Below are 19958 nucleotides of genomic sequence, written 5' to 3' on the forward strand. Positions count from 1 at the left end.
TCCGGCTTTGTTTTACCTAATGGCGCTACGCTTATCAGACCTACGGACTGACTCCTGACATTAGCCACAATTTGCGGTGAATGTTACCCTATACGCTGACTGGTAAGGGAGAACACCGTGGCTGTCCATCTGCTCATCGTCGACGCGCTCAATTTAATTCGCCGGATCCACGCCGTTCAGGGGTCGCCCTGTGCGCAGACCTGTCTGCACGCGCTTGATCAGTTGATTGTCCACAGTCAGCCCACCCACGCCGTGGCGGTGTTTGATGATGAAGCGCGGAGCAGCGGCTGGCGTCATCAACGCCTTCCGGACTACAAAGCCGGTCGCCCCCCCATGCCTGACGAACTGCACGATGAGATGCCCGCCCTGCGTGCCGCCTTCGAACAGCGAGGCGTCGCGTGTTGGGTGTCGAGCGGCAATGAAGCCGACGACCTGGCGGCAACGCTGGCGGTAAAAGTTGCGCAAGCGGGCCATCAGGCCACCATCGTGTCGACTGACAAAGGCTATTGCCAGTTGCTCTCCCCAACCTTACGCATTCGTGATTACTTTCAGAAGCGTTGGCTGGACGCACCGTTCATCGAAAAAGAGTTTGGCGTTCAACCGCAGCAGTTGCCGGATTACTGGGGACTGGCGGGGATCAGCAGTTCAAAAGTGCCAGGCGTCGCCGGTATTGGCCCGAAAAGCGCAACCCAACTGTTGGTGCAGTTTCAGACGCTGGAAGGTCTCTACGCGCATCTGGATGAGGTGCCGGATAAATGGCGCAAGAAACTGGAAGCTCACCAGGAGATGGCATTCCTGTGCCGTGATATCGCGCGTTTGCAAACCGATTTGCATCTTGACGGTAACCTGCAACAGTTACGCCTGACGCGGTAGTGTCAGGGCCAGATGGCGCAGACCGTCTGACCCGACACACAAACAGCGACGGACTCTCCGCCGCTTATTCTTCGATGCGTAATCCGTAAGTTTTAAACTTCTCCAGCACAACGGCGATCTCTTCATCGGATAACACAGGCACCGGATCCACCACCGCCAGCGTCTTCATATAGAGTTGCGCCAGCACTTCTACTTCATGTGCCAGCCACAGCGCCTTTTGCAGATTCGCCTCACAGGCAATTAAACCGTGATGTTGCAACAGCGTGGCTTTGCGATTTTTCAGTGCCACGACGACATGTTCAGAGAGCTCGCGGGTTCCGAAGGTAGCATAAGGCGCGCAGGGAACAGAATTTCCCCCCGCCGCCGCAATCATATAATGGATTGCCGGAATAGGTCGGTTGAGAATAGACACCGCAGTACAGTAAATGGCGTGATTATGCACAACCGCATTCGCCTCCGGGCGAGTCTGATAAGCCGCCAGATGAAAACGCCATTCGCTGGACGGTAATTTCCCCTCTTCGTATTTGCCGTCGTTATCCACGTAGACAATCATCTGTTCGGTCATTCGCTCATAAGGGATACCGCTCGGGGTAATCAGCATACCGCCCTGATAACGCGCGCTCACATTTCCCGCGGTCCCCTGGTTTAAACCCAGGCGCGTCATTTCCAGACAGGTTTCGATAATTTCTCGAGATAAACGAGTTCTTTCCATCTCAGTTCTCCGGGGTAATCGGTTCAATGACTGATAACGCTCTTTTTATCGCGCGTATTATTTTTGTCTTAAGCGCTTAATTAATTTCATTTCCACTTTTACCGTCTCATGGACGGGACGATCTTCAATGGCATTGAGCATCATCGCGAAGGCTTTTTCCGCCCAGGCATTCTCGTCCTGCTGCATTGACCACACGTTATTGGACAGAAATCCCAGCATCGGATGTTCGTCGAACGTGCCGATATTGATCTCGGGTGGAATGACGCCAAAACGGTCGCGGATGGCTCTTACCGCGCCTTCCAGCACCGGTAACGACGAGGCGATAAACGCCTGTGGGCATCCCACTTCGTCGATCAGCGCCTGCATGATCTGGTATCCCCCTTCCGGGGTATTCACCGGTCCTTCACGCACCCAGTCGCGGTGATGAATCCCTTTTTTACTGAGCGCATTCAGATAGCCCGACAGACGATCGCTGATACTCGGCAAACCGGTGTCGCCGACCAGAAACCAGATCGGCAGCTTTTCTGCATCCAGTAGATTTTGGGTTAATTGTTCACCGCCTGAAATATTGTGACTTTCCACCAGCGCGTTATCCGTGTACTTAAAATCACGGTCCAGCAATACCATCGGTTTTCTCACCTGACGTAAATGATGCTGCTGATTTTCTAACGTCGACGGGACAATAAACAGGCCGTCCACATTACGGGCTATTAAGGCCTTAGTTATTTTGTTTTCGTAATCGACATCATCATAGGTACAGCTAATCATCAACTGGTAACCGGAGCGGCGACAGCGCTGCTCCAGTTTCTCCGCCAGCGTGGCAAAGAAGACGTTAGAAATATTCGGTACGATAAGACCTAGCGTATCCGTTTTATTCAGCTTCAGACTGCGGGCGGAATGGTTAATCACATAACCATATCGCTCAACATATTCATTAATACGCGTTTGCGTTTTGAGGCTGATCCGATACTGTTCAGCTTTTCCGTTTAGCACCAGTCTCACGGTTGTCACCGATAAATTCAGGTCGCTGGCTATCTGTTCTACTGTTTTAGCCATATATGTGCCCCAGTCACCGTCCACGCGTCAATTGACAATCATAAAAGCATTTTACACTTTTGTCTTACCGCATCAGTCGGTTAAGCGCACGCTGTTGATCTCACCAGCTAAGCGGGGGCGCAGACGCCGCCCCCTGCCTGTTTATTTCTTGCCGAAAGGATGTAACAGCTTGTCAATTTCTGGCGTATTGATGTTCTGAGCGCTGACGAATTTCACCGGGATATCGATCTCTTTCGCGACCGTTTGCCCGGACAGCGCGGCATTCAGGGTTTTGATCCCCTGATAACCAATCTGATAAGCGTCCTGGACGACAAAGCCCTGGATAACCCCGGTGTTGAGGAAGTTAATAATGGCTTCGGTACTGTCGAAACCAATGACTTTCACCTTCCCTTTCAGATTCTGACTGTCGATAGCGTTAGCGACGCCCAGCGTTGAGCCTTCATTGGTGCCATAGATCCCAGCCAGATCGGGGTTGGCCTGAATCATATCAATGGTCTTATCCATCGCTTTTTGCGGATCGCCATCACTGTACTGCACGGGCAGCACCTTGATATCCGGATACTTTTCCTTCATGCGGGCGATAAACCCTTCCGAGCGCTCAATCGCCGATGACGTTCCGGCGACGTGAGCGATAATGCCGACCTTACCTTTATTATTCACCTGCGCCGCCAGCGCATCTGCCGCTTCAGCGCCAGCTTTACGGTTATTGGTCGCGACAAAGCTGACTGGAATATCGGAGTTCACGCCAGAGTCAAAGGTGACAACCTTAATGCCACGTGAATTTGCCGTTTCCACCAGCGGAGCAAGCGCATTCGCATCCAGCGCGGCCAGCAGCAGGCCGTTCGGTTTTTGCGCCATGGCGTTTTCAACCAGCTGAATTTGCTCCGCAATCTGGGTTTCGTCCGCAGGTCCGACATAGCTGGTTTTATCGCCCAACTCTTTCGCCGCCGCTTCCGTCCCCATTTTCACGGTTTGCCAGAATTCATGTTGGAAACCTTTACTGATGACCGGAAGGTTCAAATCTTTCGCTAACGCGCTGGACGTGATGCACGCCAGCAGGGATAACGCGTAGACAAAATGCCTGGTTTTCATTGTGGTACTCCGTTGTAAGTGTGTCACCCTTAACGTCAGGGTCAGTGTTCCCCGTGACTGCCGGGAGCGTAAATCAACGAATCTTTTTGCGTAATGTATCGAGATAGACGGCGGCGACGACCACAACCCCCATCGCAACCATTTGCCAGAACTGGGAGACCCCCATCAGGTTCAGGCCGTTTTTCAATACGCTCATAATGAATGCGCCAATGATGGTGCCGCCGATGGTGCCAATCCCGCCCATCAGACTGGTGCCGCCAATCACCACTGCCGCGATGGCTTCCAGTTCATAACCAACACCGACCGTTGGCTGACCGGAGTTCAGGCGCGAGGCCAGAATCACCCCGGCAATACCAGTCAACAGCCCGCAAAAGGCATAGACAAAAATTTTGACGCGCTGGACTTTGATCCCGGAAAGGTGTGCCGCCACTTCATTACTGCCCACGGCATAGACGTAGCGACCAATCACCGTTTTCTTGAGGATGTAACCGGCAACCAGGGCGACAATCACCAGATAGAACACCGGATACGGCAGCACATCGAATAAACGTCCCTGCGCCAGCAATTTAAAGGTGGGGTAATCGGCAAAATAGATGGCGCGACCGTCGGTCATCACCATGTTGATTCCCCTGACGGACATCATCAGCCCCAGCGTAGCGATGAACGGCGGGATCGTCATTTTGGTCACCAGCAAACCGTTCACGTAGCCGCATAATCCCCCGGCCAGCACGCCAGCCAGAATGCAGACCGGCAGGGGCAGTCCGAGTGTCGCGCAGATGCCCACCGCAACGCCGGAAAACGCCACCACCGACCCTAAGGAGAGGTCGATTCCTGCCGTAATAATCACAAACGTGACGCCAATGGCCATAATGCCGATAACCGACGTTTGCAGCGCAATCGTCATAATATTTTCGGTATTAAAGAAAAACGGCGAGCTGAAACTGAAGAAGACAACCAAAATAATCAAACTGAACAGCGGCGCAAGGCGCATTAAAAGTTCTTTATTAATTTTTATTTTCTTATTATTGCTGTCTGAAGAGGTTACAGAGATGGTCATGATTTAATCCTCTAACGTCGCATATTGCATGATTTTTTCCTGGGTGGCGTTATCAGCAGTTAATTCTCCGGTAATACGACCACTGCGCATGACTAAGATACGATCGCACATGCCCAGAACCTCCGGTAATTCCGAGGAAATCATAATGATCGACTTCCCTTTCGCCACAAGACGATTCATTAATTCATAGATTTCTAATTTTGCGCCGACATCAATTCCCCGGGTGGGTTCATCAAAAATAAGAATATCGGTATCTTTACACACCCAGCGGGCAATAATTATTTTTTGCTGATTTCCCCCACTCAGATTCAGGGCCGCCTGTTCAAGGTGCGGCGTTTTAATTCTGAGCGCCCTGACCTGTTCTTCACTGGTTTGCTGGCAGCGTTTCGAATCAACGTTACCAAAACGGTCGGCGTATTCAGGGTAATTCCCCAACATGATATTGCGCTCAACGGACAAATTAAGCGCCAGCCCCTCTTTTTTGCGATCTTCGGTTAAATAGCTAATACCTTGCGCAATGGCGTCAGAAATACTCTTTATCACAATGACCTTGCCGTTCAGCGTAATGGTCCCGCTGTCGATAGGATCGGCGCCAAAAATGGCCCGCGCCAGTTCCGTACGCCCGGCGCCCATCAAACCGGCAAAACCCAGGATCTCTCCCCGATTCAACGTAAAGTCGATGTTATTGAGAACGCCTTTGCGCGTGAGGCCGCTGACTTCCAGCACCGGTTCCTGATGTGCCCGCGCTTCGCGGCGAGGATAGATGTTTCCCAATTCACGCCCGACCATCATCGCAATCAGGTCGCTTATCTTCACGTTTTCATAATCAACGGTATCAATGTACTGGCCGTCGCGCATAACCGTCGCGCGATCGGCAATCAGCGCCAGTTCTTCCAGACGATGCGAGATGTAGACAATCCCGGTTCCCTGTGCTTTAAGCAACCGGGTCACCTGGAATAAACTTTCTATTTCCGTTTCCGTCAGCGCCGCCGTAGGTTCATCCATAATCAGGATTTTGGCATTGACGGATATCGCTTTCGCGATTTCCACCATCTGCTGTTGTGCCACCGTCAGGTCTGCCACCAGCGTTTCTGGCGAAATATTCAGGTTTAATTTCTGCAAAATCTCGCTTGCCGCCTGTCGCTGTTGCTTTTCATCCAGTCGCCAACGGTTATTTTTACAAAACTCTCTGCCAATAAAGATATTTTCTTCCACGGTTAATTCCGGAAAGAGATTAAATTCCTGATGAATAATAGTGATCCCGGCATTTTTCGCACTGAGCGGATCGCTGAATGACACAGGACGATCCTCAAATATAATATTCCCTTCATCCGGTTGATAAACACCGGATAAAATTTTCATTAGCGTGGACTTTCCTGCACCATTTTCGCCTAATAGCGCATGCACTTCGCCTTTGCGAAGAGTAAAGTTCACATTGCTCAACGCTAATACGCCGGGAAAGCGTTTGGTTATATGATTCATCTGTAAAAATGTTTCGGACATTGCTGCTTTCCTCAATAATCAGAAACTGCAGGCAGTGAATCAGGCGAAGTGCATTCTCAGGGAGCGAGCGTCACCATGAATGTGAATACTTCCTGAAAACACGTATACGTCACGTCGATATGTTGCCAGATATTGCTAACTCGAGTTAGCGATTTGCCCTTTTAAAGCTATTTTAGCCACCAAAAATAGCCAAATCATTTGGGTTAAAACTGTGATACCGGACAGACATTTATTTCTAATTATTTGATTTTAAATATTTTAATAAATTTGACTGCCTCTGAATTATTTGATGCAGATCGAATTTTAACCACTTCTCGTGAAGCCACTCACAATCCCATCAGAAAAAAGTTGTGTAAAAAACACACCAATATCTAAGCTAACTCGAGTTAGCAATTTTATCTGTTTCAGCCGCCTGCTGCGGTGGTGCTCTTTTCATCCGCCTGAGCAGCGCGCCAATACGTGAGATGAGGAACCCCGAATGAAGAAGATCAGCCTACCGAAAATTGGTATTCGTCCGGTCATTGATGGACGCCGAATGGGCGTTCGTGAATCACTGGAAGCACAGACGATGAATATGGCAAAGGCGACTGCAGCCCTGCTGACGGAGAAGTTGCGCTACGCCTGCGGCACGCCGGTTGAATGTGTTATTGCCGACACTTGTATTGCCGGAATGGCGGAATCCGCCGCCTGTGAGGAAAAATTCAGTCGTCAGAATGTCGGTCTGACGATCACCGTGACGCCGTGCTGGTGCTACGGTAGCGAAACCATCGATATGGATCCTCTACGTCCGAAAGCCATCTGGGGCTTTAATGGCACTGAACGCCCGGGCGCGGTTTACCTGGCTGCGGCGCTGGCGGCGCATAGCCAAAAGGGGATCCCTGCGTTCTCCATCTACGGCAAGGATGTACAGGATGCCGGCGATACGTCTATCCCGGACGATGTTGAGGAAAAACTGCTGCGCTTCGCCCGGGCAGGACTTGCCGTCGCCAGCATGAAGGGTAAGAGCTACCTCTCTCTGGGCGGGGTGTCGATGGGGATCGCCGGTTCCATCGTCGATCATCATTTCTTTGAGTCCTGGCTAGGGATGAAGGTCCAGTCCGTCGATATGACCGAGTTGCGTCGCCGCATCGATCAAAAAATCTATGACGAAGCTGAACTGGAAATGGCGCTGGCATGGGCGGATAAACACTTCCGCTATGGCGAAGATAAAAATGCTAAACAGTATCAGCGTAACGCCGAACAAAGCCGGGCGATCCTGCGGGAAAGCCTGCTGATGGCAATGTGCATTCGCGACATGATGCAAGGGAACCCTAAGCTGGCAGAAAAGGGACGCGTGGAAGAGTCACTCGGCTATAACGCGATTGCCGCGGGCTTTCAGGGGCAACGTCACTGGACCGATCAATACCCCAACGGCGATACCGCCGAAGCGTTGCTGAACAGTTCGTTTGACTGGAACGGCGTGCGCGAACCATTTGTGGTCGCCACCGAAAACGACAGTCTGAACGGCGTCGCCATGCTGCTTGGACATCAGTTGACCGGCACCGCACAGGTCTTTGCCGATGTGCGTACCTACTGGTCGCCAGAAGCGGTTGAACGTGTGACGGGTCAAGCGCTGACCGGACGTGCAGAACACGGCATTATCCATCTGATCAACTCCGGTTCCGCCGCGCTGGATGGTACCTGTAAACAGCGCGACAGCGAAGGAAAACCGACGGTGAAACCGCACTGGGAGGTGACACAGCAGGAGGCTGACGCCTGCCTGGCGGCCACAGAGTGGTGTCCGGCTATCCATGAATATTTCCGCGGCGGCGGCTATTCATCACGCTTCCTGACTGAAGGCGGCGTACCGTTCACCATGACCCGCGTGAACATCATCAAAGGTCTGGGGCCGGTACTGCAAATTGCAGAGGGCTGGAGCGTCGAACTGCCGAAAGCGGTGCATGACACCCTCGACAAACGCACCGATTCCAGTTGGCCCACCACCTGGTTTGCACCACGCCTTACCGGTAAAGGACCATTCTCCGACGTCTATTCCGTGATGGCTAACTGGGGCGCGAACCACGGCGTCCTGACCGTCGGCCACGTCGGCGCAGACTTTATCACCCTCGCCGCCATGCTGCGCATTCCGGTCTGCATGCACAACGTGGAAGAGGCGAAAATTTACCGCCCCTCCGCCTGGGCCGCGCACGGTATGGATACAGAAGGCCAGGATTACCGCGCCTGTCAGAACTACGGGCCACTGTATAAACGTTAAGCATTGCGCAATTGCCTGATGGCGACGCTGAGACAGCTTATCCTGCCTACGGGTAAACAACGTGTAGACAGGATAAGCGCAGTGCCATCCGGCAACGGGAGTCATAATGAAAAATGAAATCATCCTGGTTCTCGACTGCGGCGCAACAAACGTGCGGGCCATTGCCGTCGATCGTCAGGGACACATTGTCGCCCGTGCTGCGGTTGCCAATGCCAGCGAGATTGCCGTAGAAAACAGTGCCTGGCACCAATGGTCGCTGGATGCCATCCTGCAACGTTTTGCACAATGCTGCCAGAAACTATCCGCTGAACTCTCGGCCTGTCGGATTCGCGGCATCACGGTCACCACTTTTGGCGTTGACGGCGCGCTGGTCGATGAACGCGGCGAGTTACTCTACCCCATCATCAGTTGGAAATGCCCACGCACCGCCTCGGTGATGGAAAACATCCGTCGTTTTATGTCGCCGCGTCAACTTCAGACCCTTTCCGGCGTCGGCGCATTTAGCTTCAACACGCTGTACAAGCTGATATGGCTTAAAGAAAATTACCCACAGCTGCTGGAGCGGGCCCACGCCTGGCTGTTTATCTCTTCACTCATTAATCATCGTCTGACCGGCGAATTCACCACTGACATCACCATGGCTGGCACCAGCCAGATGCTGGATATCCAGCAGCGGGATTTCAGTACCGATATTTTACAGGCCACAGGACTGCCGCGACGGCTCTTCCCGCGACTTGTAGAGGCGGGTGAACAGACAGGTTCGCTACAGCCTGCTATGGCAACGATACTCGGTCTCCCGCCGGGAATTCCCGTGATCTCCGCCGGACACGATACCCAGTTTGCGCTGTTTGGCGCCGGCGCGGAGCAAGACGAACCGGTTCTCTCTTCCGGCACGTGGGAGATCCTGATGGTGCGTAGCGCGAGGGTTGATACGTCGCTATTGAGCGGACATGCGGGTTCAACCTGTGAACTGGACAGCCAGTCAGGACTTTATAATCCGGGGATGCAGTGGCTTGCTTCCGGCGTACTTGAATGGGTGCGCAAGCTGCTGTGGACACCCGAAACCCCCTGGCAAACGTTGATTGCACAAGCGCAAGCGATTCCTGCCGGGTCCGATGGCGTGCAGATGCAGTGCGAACTGCTCTCTTCTGCAAACGCAGGCTGGCGAGGCGTTACGCTCAATACCACCCGCGCGCATTTCTATCGCGCGGCGCTGGAAGGATTAACGGAGCAACTGCGACATAACCTGCATACGCTGGAAAAAATTGGTCAATTCAGCGCGACGGAACTGCTGTTGGTCGGCGGCGGGAGCCGCAATGCGCTGTGGAATCAGATCAAGGCCAATACTCTTGAGATCTCTATCAAAGTGCTGGATGACGCGGAAACCACCGTTGCCGGCGCGGCGATGTACGGTTGGTATGGCATCGGCGCGTTTTCCAGTCCGCAGCAGGCCAGAGAACAGGTGCGCTACCAGTACCGTTATTTCTATCCCCGCACAGAGTAAAGGAATATATATGCTTAAAACCATTTCTCCTCTCATCTCACCAGAACTGCTTAAAGTTCTGACGCAAATGGGTCACGGCGATGAAATTATTTTCTCAGACGCGCACTTCCCGGCGCACAGCATGGGACCGCAGGTGATCCGTGCCGATGGTCTCAGCGTCAGCGACCTGCTGCGAGCCGTGATCCCGCTGTTTGAGCTCGACAGCTATGCGCCACCGCTGGTCATGATGGCTGCCGTCGAAGGCGACACGCTCGACCCGCGCGTTGAAGCGCGCTATCGCGATGCACTTTCCGCACAGACGCCGTGTCCGGAGATTACTCGTATCGATCGCTTCGCCTTCTACGAGCGTGCGCAAAAGGCTTTTGCGATTGTCATCACCGGCGAGTGCGCAAAGTATGGGAATATTCTTTTAAAAAAAGGGGTAACACCGTAATCTCAATCGCGGTTGGGGCATTTGATTGAGAGGTGATAAGAGATGAAAGCGGCACGTCAGCAGGCGATCGTGGATCTGCTCAGTCAGTATAAAAGCCTGACCACCGAGACACTGGCCGTTCAGCTCAGCGTCAGTAAAGAGACCATCCGCCGCGATCTCAGCGAACTGCAGATTCAAGGAAAAATACTGCGCAACCACGGGCGCGCGAAAGGGATCCTGCGGGAAAATCCGGACAGCGGCGATCCCTTTCATATGCGCCTGAAGAGCCATTACGCGCATAAAGCCGATATCGCCAGAAAGGCGTTGAGCTGGATTGAAGAAGGCATGGTCATTGCGCTGGATGCCAGTTCTACCTGTTGGTATCTGGCTCGGCAACTGCCGGATATCAATATACAGGTCTTTACCAACAGCCAGCCCATTTGCCAGGAACTCGGTAAGCGCCAGCATATTCAGCTCATCAGTTCCGGCGGCAGACTCGAGCGCAAGCATGGCTGTTACGTCAATCCTGCGCTCATTTCGCAGCTCAAATCCCTTGAGGTCGACCTGTTTATTTTTTCCTGCGAAGGGATCGACGGCGGCGGCGCACTATGGGATTCCAGCACCTTTAACGCCGATTTCAAATCGGTCCTGTTGAAACGCGCGTCGCAGTCGTTATTGCTGATCGATAAGAGTAAATTCAATCGCTCAGGAGAAGCCCGACTCGGGCATCTGGATGACGTAACGCATATTGTGTCGGACAGTACGTCGATGTAATCAGGTCATCACATTCAACAAATAAAAGTCATTGCTCTCGCTACAGTGGCAATGTCCCTGACAATATCATCTATCGCGCCAGAAACAATCATAAGAATAATTAACCACAAAATTATTATTTAACATAATAAATTAAAATAGTTCATTAACTCAACTCCTCTGTAAAATACAAAGCAAGAAAAAAACCATTAAAAACACATAAAGATAACAATCTTCTTTTTGATTGCAACCCCAGATCGTGTGGGTTCAACAGAGGTAATGGCCTGGCGTGTGGAATGGCTGTCGGAAGGTGAAATACGCCTTCATCTCCCCGATAAAACAGATTCCGTCAATATTTCTCTTCGCTGACAAGACGAGATGAATAATTAAGTCATTAGACCGAAATTATAACACGTCACCCTTTTCTTCACATCATCGGTTTCAATCAATGATATTCAGGCAAAAGTTGAGTTTTTACTGTGTCATAGTAACGTGGTACTTACGCATTGATCTGCTGGATAAAAGAATGATTTCTCAGAGTGTGCTGACTTTACGTGGGTAAGACAGATGCTGAGCCAACCAGAGCGGTTGGCTCAGACAAAGGATTACTGATCTACAGGACCACAACCGCCAATAATCTTAGAAATAGAAATTGCCGGGTGTAACAAATAATCGTAATCACAATTTTTTTGTTTGTTATAGACACTACCTGTGCAACCAGAAATCACAGAGATAGCAATAGCAAGCAGCGAGAATTTAATTACCTTTGACATGTTGTCTCCTTGGTATAAAAAATGATGCCAACCTAACGTTTTTAGCCATTAAGCCCTGGCAATTTAACCTGCCATATTATGGAATTTAACATTACGTTTTATCCTTAACATCAAAAAATCCAGAGTACCACGATTATTCACATTCAATACAATGTCAGCTTTGCTGTTTTTCGTTCAGATAACAAACCTGACCGGGAAAACGTGCAACTATTATTATCAACAAGCTCTGACGAACGCAATACATAAAAGAAAATTAGGACAATATAAACATTATCGACTTTATCTGTTTTTGGACGTTTATATGACTATCAGTCTAATAACATTCCTTGATGGATACATGAATATCTTATTCCATGGCAACATTCAGTGTTTTGTCCATTCAAAACTACACAAACCAGCGTTTTATCTTTAGGGTATTAATTATACCTGCCAAAGTAAATAATTAGCATTTTAATGATACTAATATTGATGTGTCCCATTCTCAGGCCGGATTAATGCTGATGAAAATAAGAAATACTGATGGGAAGAACAGCGCCTGACGGCGCTGTGGTTACTCTGGCAAAAGACAAAAGCAGACGCTAGCGCTCGTCGCGACGCCCACCGACCGCTGCCCACAGGCGGCGGACGTGCACCGTCACTTCTTCACGGTCATGATACAGCTGACGCGCCTGAATCTGCGCATTCACGCCGTGCTCGTCGAGTTGCGCCTGGATATAGGCCAGGTTCTGCGAAACCTCTTCGTAGCGTTTTTTCATCGGCAACTTGAGGTTAAAGATGGTTTCCCGGCACCAGCCGTTGACCAGCCACTGCGCCATCAGCGCCGCCACTTTCGCCGGCTTCTCAACCATGTCGCACACCATCCACGAGATGTTACTGCGGTTGGGGCGATACCTGAAGCCGTCTTCGCGAAGCCAGGTGACCTGCCCGGTATCCATCAGGCTTTGCGCCATCGGGCCGTTATCGACTGAATACACCCACATATTGCGTTTGACCAGTTGATAGGTCCAGCCGCCGGGGCAGGCCCCTAAATCCACCGCGTACATCCCGTTTGCCAGACGCTCATCCCACTCATCTTGCGGAATAAACACGTGCAGCGCTTCTTCCAGCTTCAGCGTCGAGCGGCTTGGCGCATCGGCCGGGAACTTCAGGCGCGGAATGCCCATATAGTACGGCGAGTTATTACTGGCACAGGAATAGCCGGTATAGCAGCAGCCTGGCGCAATAAAGAAGACGTGCACCACCGGACGCTTCGGCGTCTCATAATTCGTCAGAACGCCAGCGTCGCGCAGCGCGGCACGCAATGGCACCGTAAATTTGCGGCAGAACTTCATCAGCTCTTTGCTTTCATTCGTATCGGCCACTTCCACGCGCAGATCGCCGCCTTTCTCCACCACGCCCTGCAACATGCCAACAATCGGCGTAATGCGGTCTTCCGGTGGCAGATGCTGGAGCAACTCGCCAACCACAAACCACTGACGAGCAAAAATCAGTGAACTGAACGGCAGCTCGCTGATAATTTTTTCGGCGTCTTCTGCCTGATAGCACTCATAGATGACATAGCCCGCGTTCTCTTTGACGCGAGCAAAACCGAAAAGCTCCCGACGCCCTGCTTTGTCGGTAATTTCGGCGGCACACTCTTTTTCAAAGCCCAGGCGACACAACAACACAACCTTATTCATGAACTACGCCCTTACGCTTCAAACGGATGGCGCCAATTAACATCAGCACCCAACCTGCCAGGAAGCTGACGCCGCCGACAGGGGTAACAAACGCCCACAGGCGCAGATGAGACAGCGCCAGGCAATACAGGCTACCGCTAAACAGCACCGTGCCCAGGGCAAGAAAAACACTACTCCAGTAAAACCAGATGCTGATCCGGCGTTGCATCGCCACCGCCAGCCCGAAGATAGCCAGCGTATGAAACGCCTGATATTGCAGGCCGGTCTGGATCCAGCCCATTTCAACCACACCGAGGGTTTTGCTCAGGACATGCGCACCGAAAGCCCCCAGAGCGACATAAATAAAGCCACTGATCGCGGCAAAAATCAGCATAAAACGGCTGGTCATGGTAATACCCTAAGTAAGTTATTGTTCGTAACGAAAGCGGAATTTCTCTTGTTCCGTGGCCGCTTTCGCCAGTATCCACTGACGGAACGCGGCTATTTTACCCAGTTCTGCCTGACTGTCATGACAAACCAGATAAAATGCATTTTTACTGACCAGCACATCATTAAACGGGCAGACGAGTCGTCCCGCCTCAATTTCTGAGTGCGCCATCACGTTATTCGCCAGCGCCACACCCTGTCCGTGGATAGCGGCCTGCAGCACCATCGCGCTATGGCTAAAGATAGGCCCTTGCTGGACGTTGATGTGATTCAGCCCCAACTGTCGCGTATAGGTTTGCCAGTCACGACGTGAGGCATCATGCAGCAAAGTATGCGAAGCCAAATCCGCGGGCGATTTCAGGGGCTTATCCCCCGTCAGCAGCAGCGGCGAGCACACCGGCAGCAGATACTCGGCGTACAATTTTTCTACGCGCAGTCCAGGCCAGTTGCCGCGGCCATAAAAAATCGCCACGTCGACGTCGTCCGCCAGTTTATCTTCCTGACGGTCCACCGCCTGGATCCTGACGTCAATTCCCGGATAAGCTGAGTTAAAGCTAGAGAGTCGTGGCACCAACCACTGAATCGCAAAACTGGGCAATAAACTGACCGTCAGCGCCCCTTTTGCACTCCGCGCCTGAAGTTTACGCGTCGCTTCGGTTAATTGCGAAAAAATCTCTTTTATGTCGAGGAAGTAGCTCTGCCCTTCTTCGGTAAGAAGAAGAGAACGGTTGCGTCGACGAAACAGCTTCAGCCCCAAAAAATCCTCAAGTGACTTGATTTGGTGGCTTACTGCGGCCTGCGTCACAAAAAGCTCTTCTGCTGCGCGGGTGAAGCTCAGATGCCGTGCGGCGGCATCAAAAACACGTAATGCGTTCAGAGGTGGAAGTCGTTTTGACATGGCTTTTAAACTTTGATGTTAAAAGAATTTAACAATTAGGCTACACTATGTAACCTATTAGTTTTTTTAATCTGAGCCATTATAATTTGTCCGTTGAGGAACTACCAGCAAATACCTATAGTGGCGGCACTTCCTGAGCCGGAACGAAAAGTTTTATCGGAATGCGTGTTCTGGTGGGCTTTTGGCTTACGGTTGTGATGTTGTGTTGTTGTGTTTGCAATTGGTCTGCGATTCAGACCACGGTAGCAACGCTACCCTTTTTCACTTCCTGTACATTTACCCTGTCTGTCCATAGTGATTAATGTAGCACCGCCAATTTGCGGTGCTTTTTTTTTACCTGATATCTGGCGACTACTGATCCAACTCGACCATCTCTTTCACATCGGTACGATTGATCTGCTGTTTGTTGCCATTAGCGTCCTTGTACGAAATCATCCCGGTTTCATCATCGGTTTTCGGCTTACCGTCCGCGACGATGCTACGACCATCATTGGTGTGCATCACATAGTTCGGACCGGAACAGGCGCTCAGGGCAAAAGTCAGCATACATGCAGAGATAATTGCGGCAGTCTTTTTCATCTTCTTCTCCTTAAAGCTGTTTATGCTATTTAAAACGTACTCCGTAACAGGCATAAATATTTACCTAACATAATTCAGCATAAGCTACTGGTCTGATTTCGCCACAACATCCAGAGTATTCCTGGTGGCCGCACAATCCTTGAATCAGCGACCAATTTGCGCCACGATCGGATCACTGAATCGAGGAATACCATGAACGCTTTCAATCCCGCGCAGTTTCGCGCGCAATTTCCCGCATTAGCTGACGCGGGCGTCTATCTTGATAGCGCCGCGACGGCCCTCAAACCACAGGCCGTTATTGAGGCGACCCGACAGTTCTATAGTCTGAGCGCCGGCAACGTCCACCGCAGTCAGTTTGCCGAAGCCCAGCGCCTGACCGCGCGCTATGAGGCCGCGCGGGAAAAGGTGGCGCGTTTGCTGAACGCGCCTGATGACAAAACCATCGTCTGGACCCGTGGCACCACGGAGGCCATCAACATGGTGGCGCAGAGCTATGCCCGCCCTCGCCTGCAACCGGGTGATGAGATTATCGTCAGCGTCGCGGAGCACCATGCGAACCTTGTGCCGTGGCTGATGGTCGCGGAGCAAACCGGGGCAAAAGTGGTCAAGCTACCGCTCAATACCCAGCACCTGCCTGATGTCGAACGCCTGCCGGAAATTATCACCCCGCGAAGCCGAATTCTCGCACTAGGGCAGATGTCGAACGTTACCGGCGGCTGCCCGGACTTAGCCCGAGCCATTACGCTCGCCCATGCCGCTGACATGGTGGTGATGGTGGATGGCGCGCAGGGGGCGGTCCATTTCCCGGCGGATGTCCAGGCGCTCGATATCGACTTCTACGCCTTCTCCGGACATAAGCTGTACGGCCCAACCGGCATCGGCGTGCTTTTCGGCAAACCAGCGTTGCTGGCAGCCATGTCGCCCTGGCTTGGTGGCGGTAAGATGATCAACGAAGTCAGTTTCGAGGGCTTCACTACTCAAGCCGCACCGTGGAAGCTGGAAGCGGGTACTCCTAACGTCGCTGGCGTGATTGGCATGAGCGCCGCGCTGGAGTGGCTGGCCGACATTGATATCATCCAGGCGGAAAGCTGGAGTCGTGGGCTGGCCACGCTGGCGGAAGAGGCGCTGGCTCAGCGTCCGGGGTTCCGTTCGTTTCGCTGTCAGGACTCCAGTCTGCTGGCCTTTGATTTTGCCGGGGTTCACCATAGCGATATGGTCACCCTGTTGGCGGAGTATGGCATCGCACTGCGTGCCGGTCAGCACTGCGCGCAGCCGCTGCTGGCTGAACTTGGCGTCACGGGTACGCTACGCGCCTCATTTGCGCCGTATAATACCCAAAGTGATGTGGATGCGCTGGTCAACGCTGTTGATCGCGCACTGGAAATACTGGTGGATTAATGACTAGCCCAATGTTTGCCGGACACCCGTTCGGCACAACCATAACCGAAGAGACGTTGCGCCATACCTTTCTCCCGCTGACCCAGTGGGAAGACAAATATCGTCAGTTGATCCTGCTCGGTAAACAGCTTCCGGCATTGCCCGACTATCTCAAAGCGCAGGCCAAAGAGATTGCTGGCTGCGAAAATCGCGTCTGGCTGGGATATACATGCTCTGAAAAGGGCACGCTACACTTTTTCGGCGACAGTGAAGGTCGCATTGTGCGCGGACTGCTGGCGGTATTGCTGACCGCCGCAGAAGGGAAAACGCCGGCGGAACTTCTGGCCCATTCGCCGCTGGCGTTGTTTGATGAGCTGGGGCTACGAACTCAGCTCAGCGCGTCGCGCGGCCAGGGTCTGGCGGCGTTGAACGAGGCAGTCATTAATGCGGCTCATTCCGCCGGATGATGACGCTGAAGCGTCTTATCCGGCCTACCCCTGGCGTGCCGCTTTTGCCATCATCTTTTTCAACGCATGGGATACTGCCACGAAACCGAACGTGGCGGTGACCATCGTTGCCGCGCCGAAGCCCGACGCACAGTCCATCCGCTTTGGTCCTTCTGCCGTCGCCTTTATGGCGCAGACGCTACCGTCTGACTGTGGATACACCAGCGCTTCCGTTGAAAACACACAGTCGACGCCGAGTTTGCCTTTACTGTTTTTCACTACGCCAAAATCGCTTTTCAGCCGTTCGCGCAGTTTTGCCGCCAGCGGATCCTGGATAGTTTTCGCCAGATCGACGACCTGAATCTGCGTAGGATCGATCTGACCACCCGCACCACCGGTGGTCACTAACGGGATCTTATTGCGTCGACAGTAGGCAATCAGCGCCGCTTTTGGCCGTACGCTGTCAATGGCATCAATGACATAGCTGAATCCCGCGTTCATATATTCCGCGACGTTATCCGGCGTAACAAAGTCATCGACTACCGTCACCCGGCACTCGGGGTTGATCAGGCGAATACGCTCGGCCATCACTTCCGCCTTTGCCAGCCCGACATTGTCGCGCAGCGCATGGATCTGGCGGTTGGTGTTCGTCACGCAAACGTCATCCATATCGATAAGCGTAATCGCGCCGATCCCGGTTCGCGCCAGCGCTTCCGCCGCCCAGGAGCCGACGCCGCCGATCCCAACCACGCAGATATGCGCATCGGCAAACAGCTGTAGCGCTTTTTCACCATACAGACGCGCGGTGCCGCCAAAACGCTGACGCCAGGCATCACTAATTACAACAGACATAACACCTCAAATTCATTAATACCGAGCGGGATGACTGCCTGATGGCGGCTGCGCCTTATCAGGCCTACCCGATGATGTAGGCCGGATAAGCGAAGCGCCATCCGGCGACTAGCCGCTAAACACGTTACCCGCGCCAGGCGCGCTCTTCAGTACCCATACGCGACCATAGTGATTATACCAGCCCGCGCGGTGTCCGGCGTCCGGTCCAATGCCCTGGTAAATGTCGAAGTGCTGACCTTTAATCGCCCCACCAACATCCAGCGCCACCATCAGACGTAGCTCATACTGACCGTTAAATTTCCCGTTGTTGTCCAGCAGCGGAACTTCTGCGAGCAACGTCGTGCCCGCCGGGATAATACTGCGGTCAGACGCCACCGATGCGCGGCCAATCAGCGGTACCGCACTGGCCCCTTTCACCGGGGCAAAAGATTGCGGTTTAAAGAAGACGAATGACGGGTTCTGCTCAAGCAATTCACGCACTTGTGCTTCGCTGTGCGTTTCGCCCCAGTGGCGAATCGCCTGCATCGACATATCTTCTCTCTTCACTTCACCGCGATCGATCAGCACTTTGCCAATACTGCGGTAGGCGTGACCGTTTTTCCCGGCATAGCTAAAGAAGTTCAGCGGGGAACCGTCGCCAAAGTCGATATAGCCGCTGCCCTGCACGTCCATAATGAAGTTATCCATCAGGGAGTTGCTGTACGCCAGGATATAGCTGTCGCTCAGCGCACCGGAGTAGATCTCAGCGCGTGACGGCAGACGACCTCGCTTCGGCGGCATACGATAGATAGGATACTGGAACTCGCCCTGACGCGTATGACGCGCCTGAATCACTGGCGTGTAGTAACCGGTAAACTGCACGTTGCCGTAGTTATCAGCGCCTTCCATCTGCCAGGCATCAAGGCCAAACTGGCGCATGGTGCGCGTATCGCCCCCGGCGCGCAGCCAGTCTTGTACGGCGTTATAAACGTTGCTTTGATTACCGTACAAGCGCGGAGAAGCGCTGCGGATCTGATTGACCTGTTCGGCAAAATCGCCGGCGTTGATCGGTGCGCCGATGGCATCCGGCTGGTTCACCAGTGAGAAAGGCTGGGTAAACTTCCCGTCTTTATACTGCTGCCCGCGATCGGTTGGTTTAGAGGAACAGGCAGCCAGCATTGCAACTACCGCGCCCACGAGAAGGTAACTGACCCAACGTCCTTTCATTGTTCTCTTCTTTTAGCTGTAAATCATGCGCAATGAAGATAACAAACCCGGCCCGCTAATGAAACGAGCACCGCTGCCCTGACGCAAATTTTGCACATTATTTAAACTGAAATGCCTTGTTTTTGTTCATTTTCATCCCGAAACCGTGATCAAGGTGAAAAAAGGGTTGCATGAAAATGCGAGCAGAGTATAGTGCGCATCCACGGACGCGGGGTGGAGCAGCCTGGTAGCTCGTCGGGCTCATAACCCGAAGGTCGTCGGTTCAAATCCGGCCCCCGCAACCAATTAAAATTTGATGCAGTAAAGCTTTTGCATAGTCGTTCGAATCACAGGAAAGCCAAGGCTCATGTGGTTTGAAATGCACAGCAGAAAGACGGACGCGGGGTGGAGCAGCCTGGTAGCTCGTCGGGCTCATAACCCGAAGGTCGTCGGTTCAAATCCGGCCCCCGCAACCAATCAAATTTGATGCAGTAAAGCTTCTGCATAGTCGTTCGAATCACAGGAAA

General features: G+C 52.6%; 19 protein-coding genes and 2 tRNA genes. 9 read left to right on the plus strand and 12 right to left on the minus strand.

Annotated elements, in window-relative coordinates; genetic code table 11:
• The first annotated feature begins 117 nt into the window (after window positions 1–117).
• A complete protein-coding gene (gene xni / locus QQZ17_RS00780) occupies window positions 118–873 on the plus strand; it encodes a flap endonuclease Xni (RefSeq protein ID WP_152402408.1) in 756 nt (251 codons plus the stop codon).
• A 64-nt stretch (window positions 874–937) separates the two neighbouring features.
• On the opposite strand, the gene fucA is transcribed toward xni, so the two are convergent.
• From fucA to QQZ17_RS00805, 5 genes are all read right to left on the minus strand, one after another.
• Window positions 938–1585 carry an L-fuculose-phosphate aldolase gene (gene fucA / locus QQZ17_RS00785; protein ID WP_152402406.1) on the minus strand — a complete coding sequence of 216 codons (648 nt, stop codon included), beginning with the start codon at window positions 1583–1585 and terminating at the stop codon, window positions 938–940.
• Between the two features lie 57 nt (window positions 1586–1642).
• Window positions 1643–2641: a LacI family DNA-binding transcriptional regulator gene (locus tag QQZ17_RS00790; protein ID WP_152402405.1), complete on the minus strand. Its 999-nt coding sequence runs from the start codon at window positions 2639–2641 to the stop codon at window positions 1643–1645.
• Between the two features lie 141 nt (window positions 2642–2782).
• Window positions 2783–3733, minus strand: a complete 951-nt coding sequence (locus QQZ17_RS00795) for an ABC transporter substrate-binding protein (protein WP_046486542.1) — start codon at window positions 3731–3733, stop codon at window positions 2783–2785.
• A gap of 73 nt (window positions 3734–3806) precedes the next feature.
• Window positions 3807–4790, minus strand: a complete 984-nt coding sequence (locus tag QQZ17_RS00800) for an ABC transporter permease (RefSeq protein ID WP_152402403.1) — start codon at window positions 4788–4790, stop codon at window positions 3807–3809.
• A gap of 3 nt (window positions 4791–4793) precedes the next feature.
• Window positions 4794–6293 carry a sugar ABC transporter ATP-binding protein gene (locus QQZ17_RS00805; RefSeq protein WP_152402401.1) on the minus strand — a complete coding sequence of 500 codons (1500 nt, stop codon included), beginning with the start codon at window positions 6291–6293 and terminating at the stop codon, window positions 4794–4796.
• Window positions 6294–6771: 478 nt separating this feature from the next.
• Between QQZ17_RS00805 and fucI the strand changes: the two genes are divergently transcribed.
• The 4 genes from fucI to fucR all read left to right on the plus strand — a co-directional run bounded on the left by fucI (window position 6772) and on the right by fucR (window position 11237).
• Window positions 6772–8547 (plus strand): L-fucose isomerase, encoded by a 1776-nt coding sequence (gene fucI / locus QQZ17_RS00810; RefSeq protein WP_152402399.1) that lies wholly within the window; start codon window positions 6772–6774, stop codon window positions 8545–8547.
• A gap of 106 nt (window positions 8548–8653) precedes the next feature.
• The gene (fucK, locus tag QQZ17_RS00815; RefSeq protein ID WP_152402397.1) at window positions 8654–10051 is read left to right on the plus strand and encodes an L-fuculokinase; all 1398 of its coding nucleotides are present in this window, start codon (window positions 8654–8656) and stop codon (window positions 10049–10051) included.
• Between the two features lie 10 nt (window positions 10052–10061).
• Window positions 10062–10484, plus strand: a complete 423-nt coding sequence (fucU, locus tag QQZ17_RS00820) for an L-fucose mutarotase (protein ID WP_152402395.1) — start codon at window positions 10062–10064, stop codon at window positions 10482–10484.
• A gap of 42 nt (window positions 10485–10526) precedes the next feature.
• Window positions 10527–11237: an L-fucose operon activator gene (gene fucR, locus QQZ17_RS00825; protein WP_152402392.1), complete on the plus strand. Its 711-nt coding sequence runs from the start codon at window positions 10527–10529 to the stop codon at window positions 11235–11237.
• Window positions 11238–11821: 584 nt separating this feature from the next.
• Here fucR and QQZ17_RS00830 read toward each other — a convergent pair.
• The 5 genes from QQZ17_RS00830 to QQZ17_RS00850 all read right to left on the minus strand — a co-directional run bounded on the left by QQZ17_RS00830 (window position 11822) and on the right by QQZ17_RS00850 (window position 15571).
• Complete coding sequence (locus QQZ17_RS00830) at window positions 11822–11989, minus strand: YhfL family protein (protein ID WP_061075167.1); 168 nt, start codon at window positions 11987–11989, stop codon at window positions 11822–11824.
• A 578-nt stretch (window positions 11990–12567) separates the two neighbouring features.
• Window positions 12568–13668, minus strand: coding sequence for a 23S rRNA (cytidine(2498)-2'-O)-methyltransferase RlmM (gene rlmM / locus QQZ17_RS00835; RefSeq protein ID WP_152402390.1), 1101 nt, complete (start codon window positions 13666–13668; stop codon window positions 12568–12570).
• On the minus strand, window positions 13661–14056 hold the full coding sequence (locus QQZ17_RS00840) for a DUF423 domain-containing protein (RefSeq protein ID WP_046486574.1): 396 nt from the start codon (window positions 14054–14056) through the stop codon (window positions 13661–13663). The genes rlmM and QQZ17_RS00840 overlap by 8 nt, the downstream gene beginning before the upstream one ends.
• 18 nt (window positions 14057–14074) lie before the next feature.
• The gene (gene gcvA, locus QQZ17_RS00845) at window positions 14075–14992 is read right to left on the minus strand and encodes a glycine cleavage system transcriptional regulator GcvA (RefSeq protein WP_152402388.1); all 918 of its coding nucleotides are present in this window, start codon (window positions 14990–14992) and stop codon (window positions 14075–14077) included.
• Between the two features lie 351 nt (window positions 14993–15343).
• Window positions 15344–15571: a YgdI/YgdR family lipoprotein gene (locus tag QQZ17_RS00850; protein WP_042322452.1), complete on the minus strand. Its 228-nt coding sequence runs from the start codon at window positions 15569–15571 to the stop codon at window positions 15344–15346.
• Between the two features lie 192 nt (window positions 15572–15763).
• Here QQZ17_RS00850 and csdA point away from each other — a divergent pair, with 192 nt between their 5' ends.
• Together csdA and csdE are read left to right on the plus strand one after the other, a co-directional pair.
• The gene (gene csdA / locus QQZ17_RS00855) at window positions 15764–16969 is read left to right on the plus strand and encodes a cysteine desulfurase CsdA (RefSeq protein ID WP_152402387.1); all 1206 of its coding nucleotides are present in this window, start codon (window positions 15764–15766) and stop codon (window positions 16967–16969) included.
• Complete coding sequence (csdE, locus tag QQZ17_RS00860) at window positions 16969–17415, plus strand: cysteine desulfurase sulfur acceptor subunit CsdE (RefSeq protein WP_152402385.1); 447 nt, start codon at window positions 16969–16971, stop codon at window positions 17413–17415. The genes csdA and csdE overlap by 1 nt, the downstream gene beginning before the upstream one ends.
• A 24-nt stretch (window positions 17416–17439) precedes the next feature.
• On the opposite strand, the gene tcdA is transcribed toward csdE, so the two are convergent.
• Both tcdA and mltA read right to left on the minus strand, forming a co-directional pair.
• The gene (gene tcdA / locus QQZ17_RS00865) at window positions 17440–18246 is read right to left on the minus strand and encodes a tRNA cyclic N6-threonylcarbamoyladenosine(37) synthase TcdA (RefSeq protein ID WP_152402383.1); all 807 of its coding nucleotides are present in this window, start codon (window positions 18244–18246) and stop codon (window positions 17440–17442) included.
• A gap of 108 nt (window positions 18247–18354) precedes the next feature.
• Window positions 18355–19452 (minus strand): murein transglycosylase A, encoded by a 1098-nt coding sequence (gene mltA / locus QQZ17_RS00870; RefSeq protein WP_042322444.1) that lies wholly within the window; start codon window positions 19450–19452, stop codon window positions 18355–18357.
• A gap of 207 nt (window positions 19453–19659) precedes the next feature.
• Here mltA and QQZ17_RS00875 point away from each other — a divergent pair.
• Both QQZ17_RS00875 and QQZ17_RS00880 read left to right on the plus strand, forming a co-directional pair.
• Window positions 19660–19736: transfer RNA gene (locus tag QQZ17_RS00875), tRNA-Met, on the plus strand.
• 94 nt (window positions 19737–19830) lie between these two features.
• Window positions 19831–19907: transfer RNA gene (locus QQZ17_RS00880), tRNA-Met, on the plus strand.
• Window positions 19908–19958 lie beyond the last annotated feature (51 nt).

The organism is Citrobacter sp. T1.2D-1, from assembly GCF_950098555.1.
Taxonomy (GTDB): Bacteria; Pseudomonadota; Gammaproteobacteria; order Enterobacterales; family Enterobacteriaceae; genus Citrobacter_A; species Citrobacter_A telavivensis.

Bases quoted from the DNA above. Each gene is read 5' to 3' on its own strand.
- fucA (WP_152402406.1), bottom strand. From the start codon at position 1,585: ATGGAAAGAACTCGTTTATCTCGAGAAATTATCGAAACCTGTCTGGAA.
- QQZ17_RS00790 (WP_152402405.1), bottom strand. From the start codon at position 2,641: ATGGCTAAAACAGTAGAACAGATAGCCAGCGACCTGAATTTATCGGTG.
- QQZ17_RS00795 (WP_046486542.1), bottom strand. From the start codon at position 3,733: ATGAAAACCAGGCATTTTGTCTACGCGTTATCCCTGCTGGCGTGCATC.
- QQZ17_RS00800 (WP_152402403.1), bottom strand. From the start codon at position 4,790: ATGACCATCTCTGTAACCTCTTCAGACAGCAATAATAAGAAAATAAAA.
- QQZ17_RS00805 (WP_152402401.1), bottom strand. From the start codon at position 6,293: ATGTCCGAAACATTTTTACAGATGAATCATATAACCAAACGCTTTCCC.
- fucI (WP_152402399.1), top strand. From the start codon at position 6,772: ATGAAGAAGATCAGCCTACCGAAAATTGGTATTCGTCCGGTCATTGAT.
- fucK (WP_152402397.1), top strand. From the start codon at position 8,654: ATGAAAAATGAAATCATCCTGGTTCTCGACTGCGGCGCAACAAACGTG.
- fucU (WP_152402395.1), top strand. From the start codon at position 10,062: ATGCTTAAAACCATTTCTCCTCTCATCTCACCAGAACTGCTTAAAGTT.
- fucR (WP_152402392.1), top strand. From the start codon at position 10,527: ATGAAAGCGGCACGTCAGCAGGCGATCGTGGATCTGCTCAGTCAGTAT.
- QQZ17_RS00830 (WP_061075167.1), bottom strand. From the start codon at position 11,989: ATGTCAAAGGTAATTAAATTCTCGCTGCTTGCTATTGCTATCTCTGTG.
- rlmM (WP_152402390.1), bottom strand. From the start codon at position 13,668: ATGAATAAGGTTGTGTTGTTGTGTCGCCTGGGCTTTGAAAAAGAGTGT.
- QQZ17_RS00840 (WP_046486574.1), bottom strand. From the start codon at position 14,056: ATGACCAGCCGTTTTATGCTGATTTTTGCCGCGATCAGTGGCTTTATT.
- gcvA (WP_152402388.1), bottom strand. From the start codon at position 14,992: ATGTCAAAACGACTTCCACCTCTGAACGCATTACGTGTTTTTGATGCC.
- QQZ17_RS00850 (WP_042322452.1), bottom strand. From the start codon at position 15,571: ATGAAAAAGACTGCCGCAATTATCTCTGCATGTATGCTGACTTTTGCC.
- csdA (WP_152402387.1), top strand. From the start codon at position 15,764: ATGAACGCTTTCAATCCCGCGCAGTTTCGCGCGCAATTTCCCGCATTA.
- csdE (WP_152402385.1), top strand. From the start codon at position 16,969: ATGACTAGCCCAATGTTTGCCGGACACCCGTTCGGCACAACCATAACC.
- tcdA (WP_152402383.1), bottom strand. From the start codon at position 18,246: ATGTCTGTTGTAATTAGTGATGCCTGGCGTCAGCGTTTTGGCGGCACC.
- mltA (WP_042322444.1), bottom strand. From the start codon at position 19,452: ATGAAAGGACGTTGGGTCAGTTACCTTCTCGTGGGCGCGGTAGTTGCA.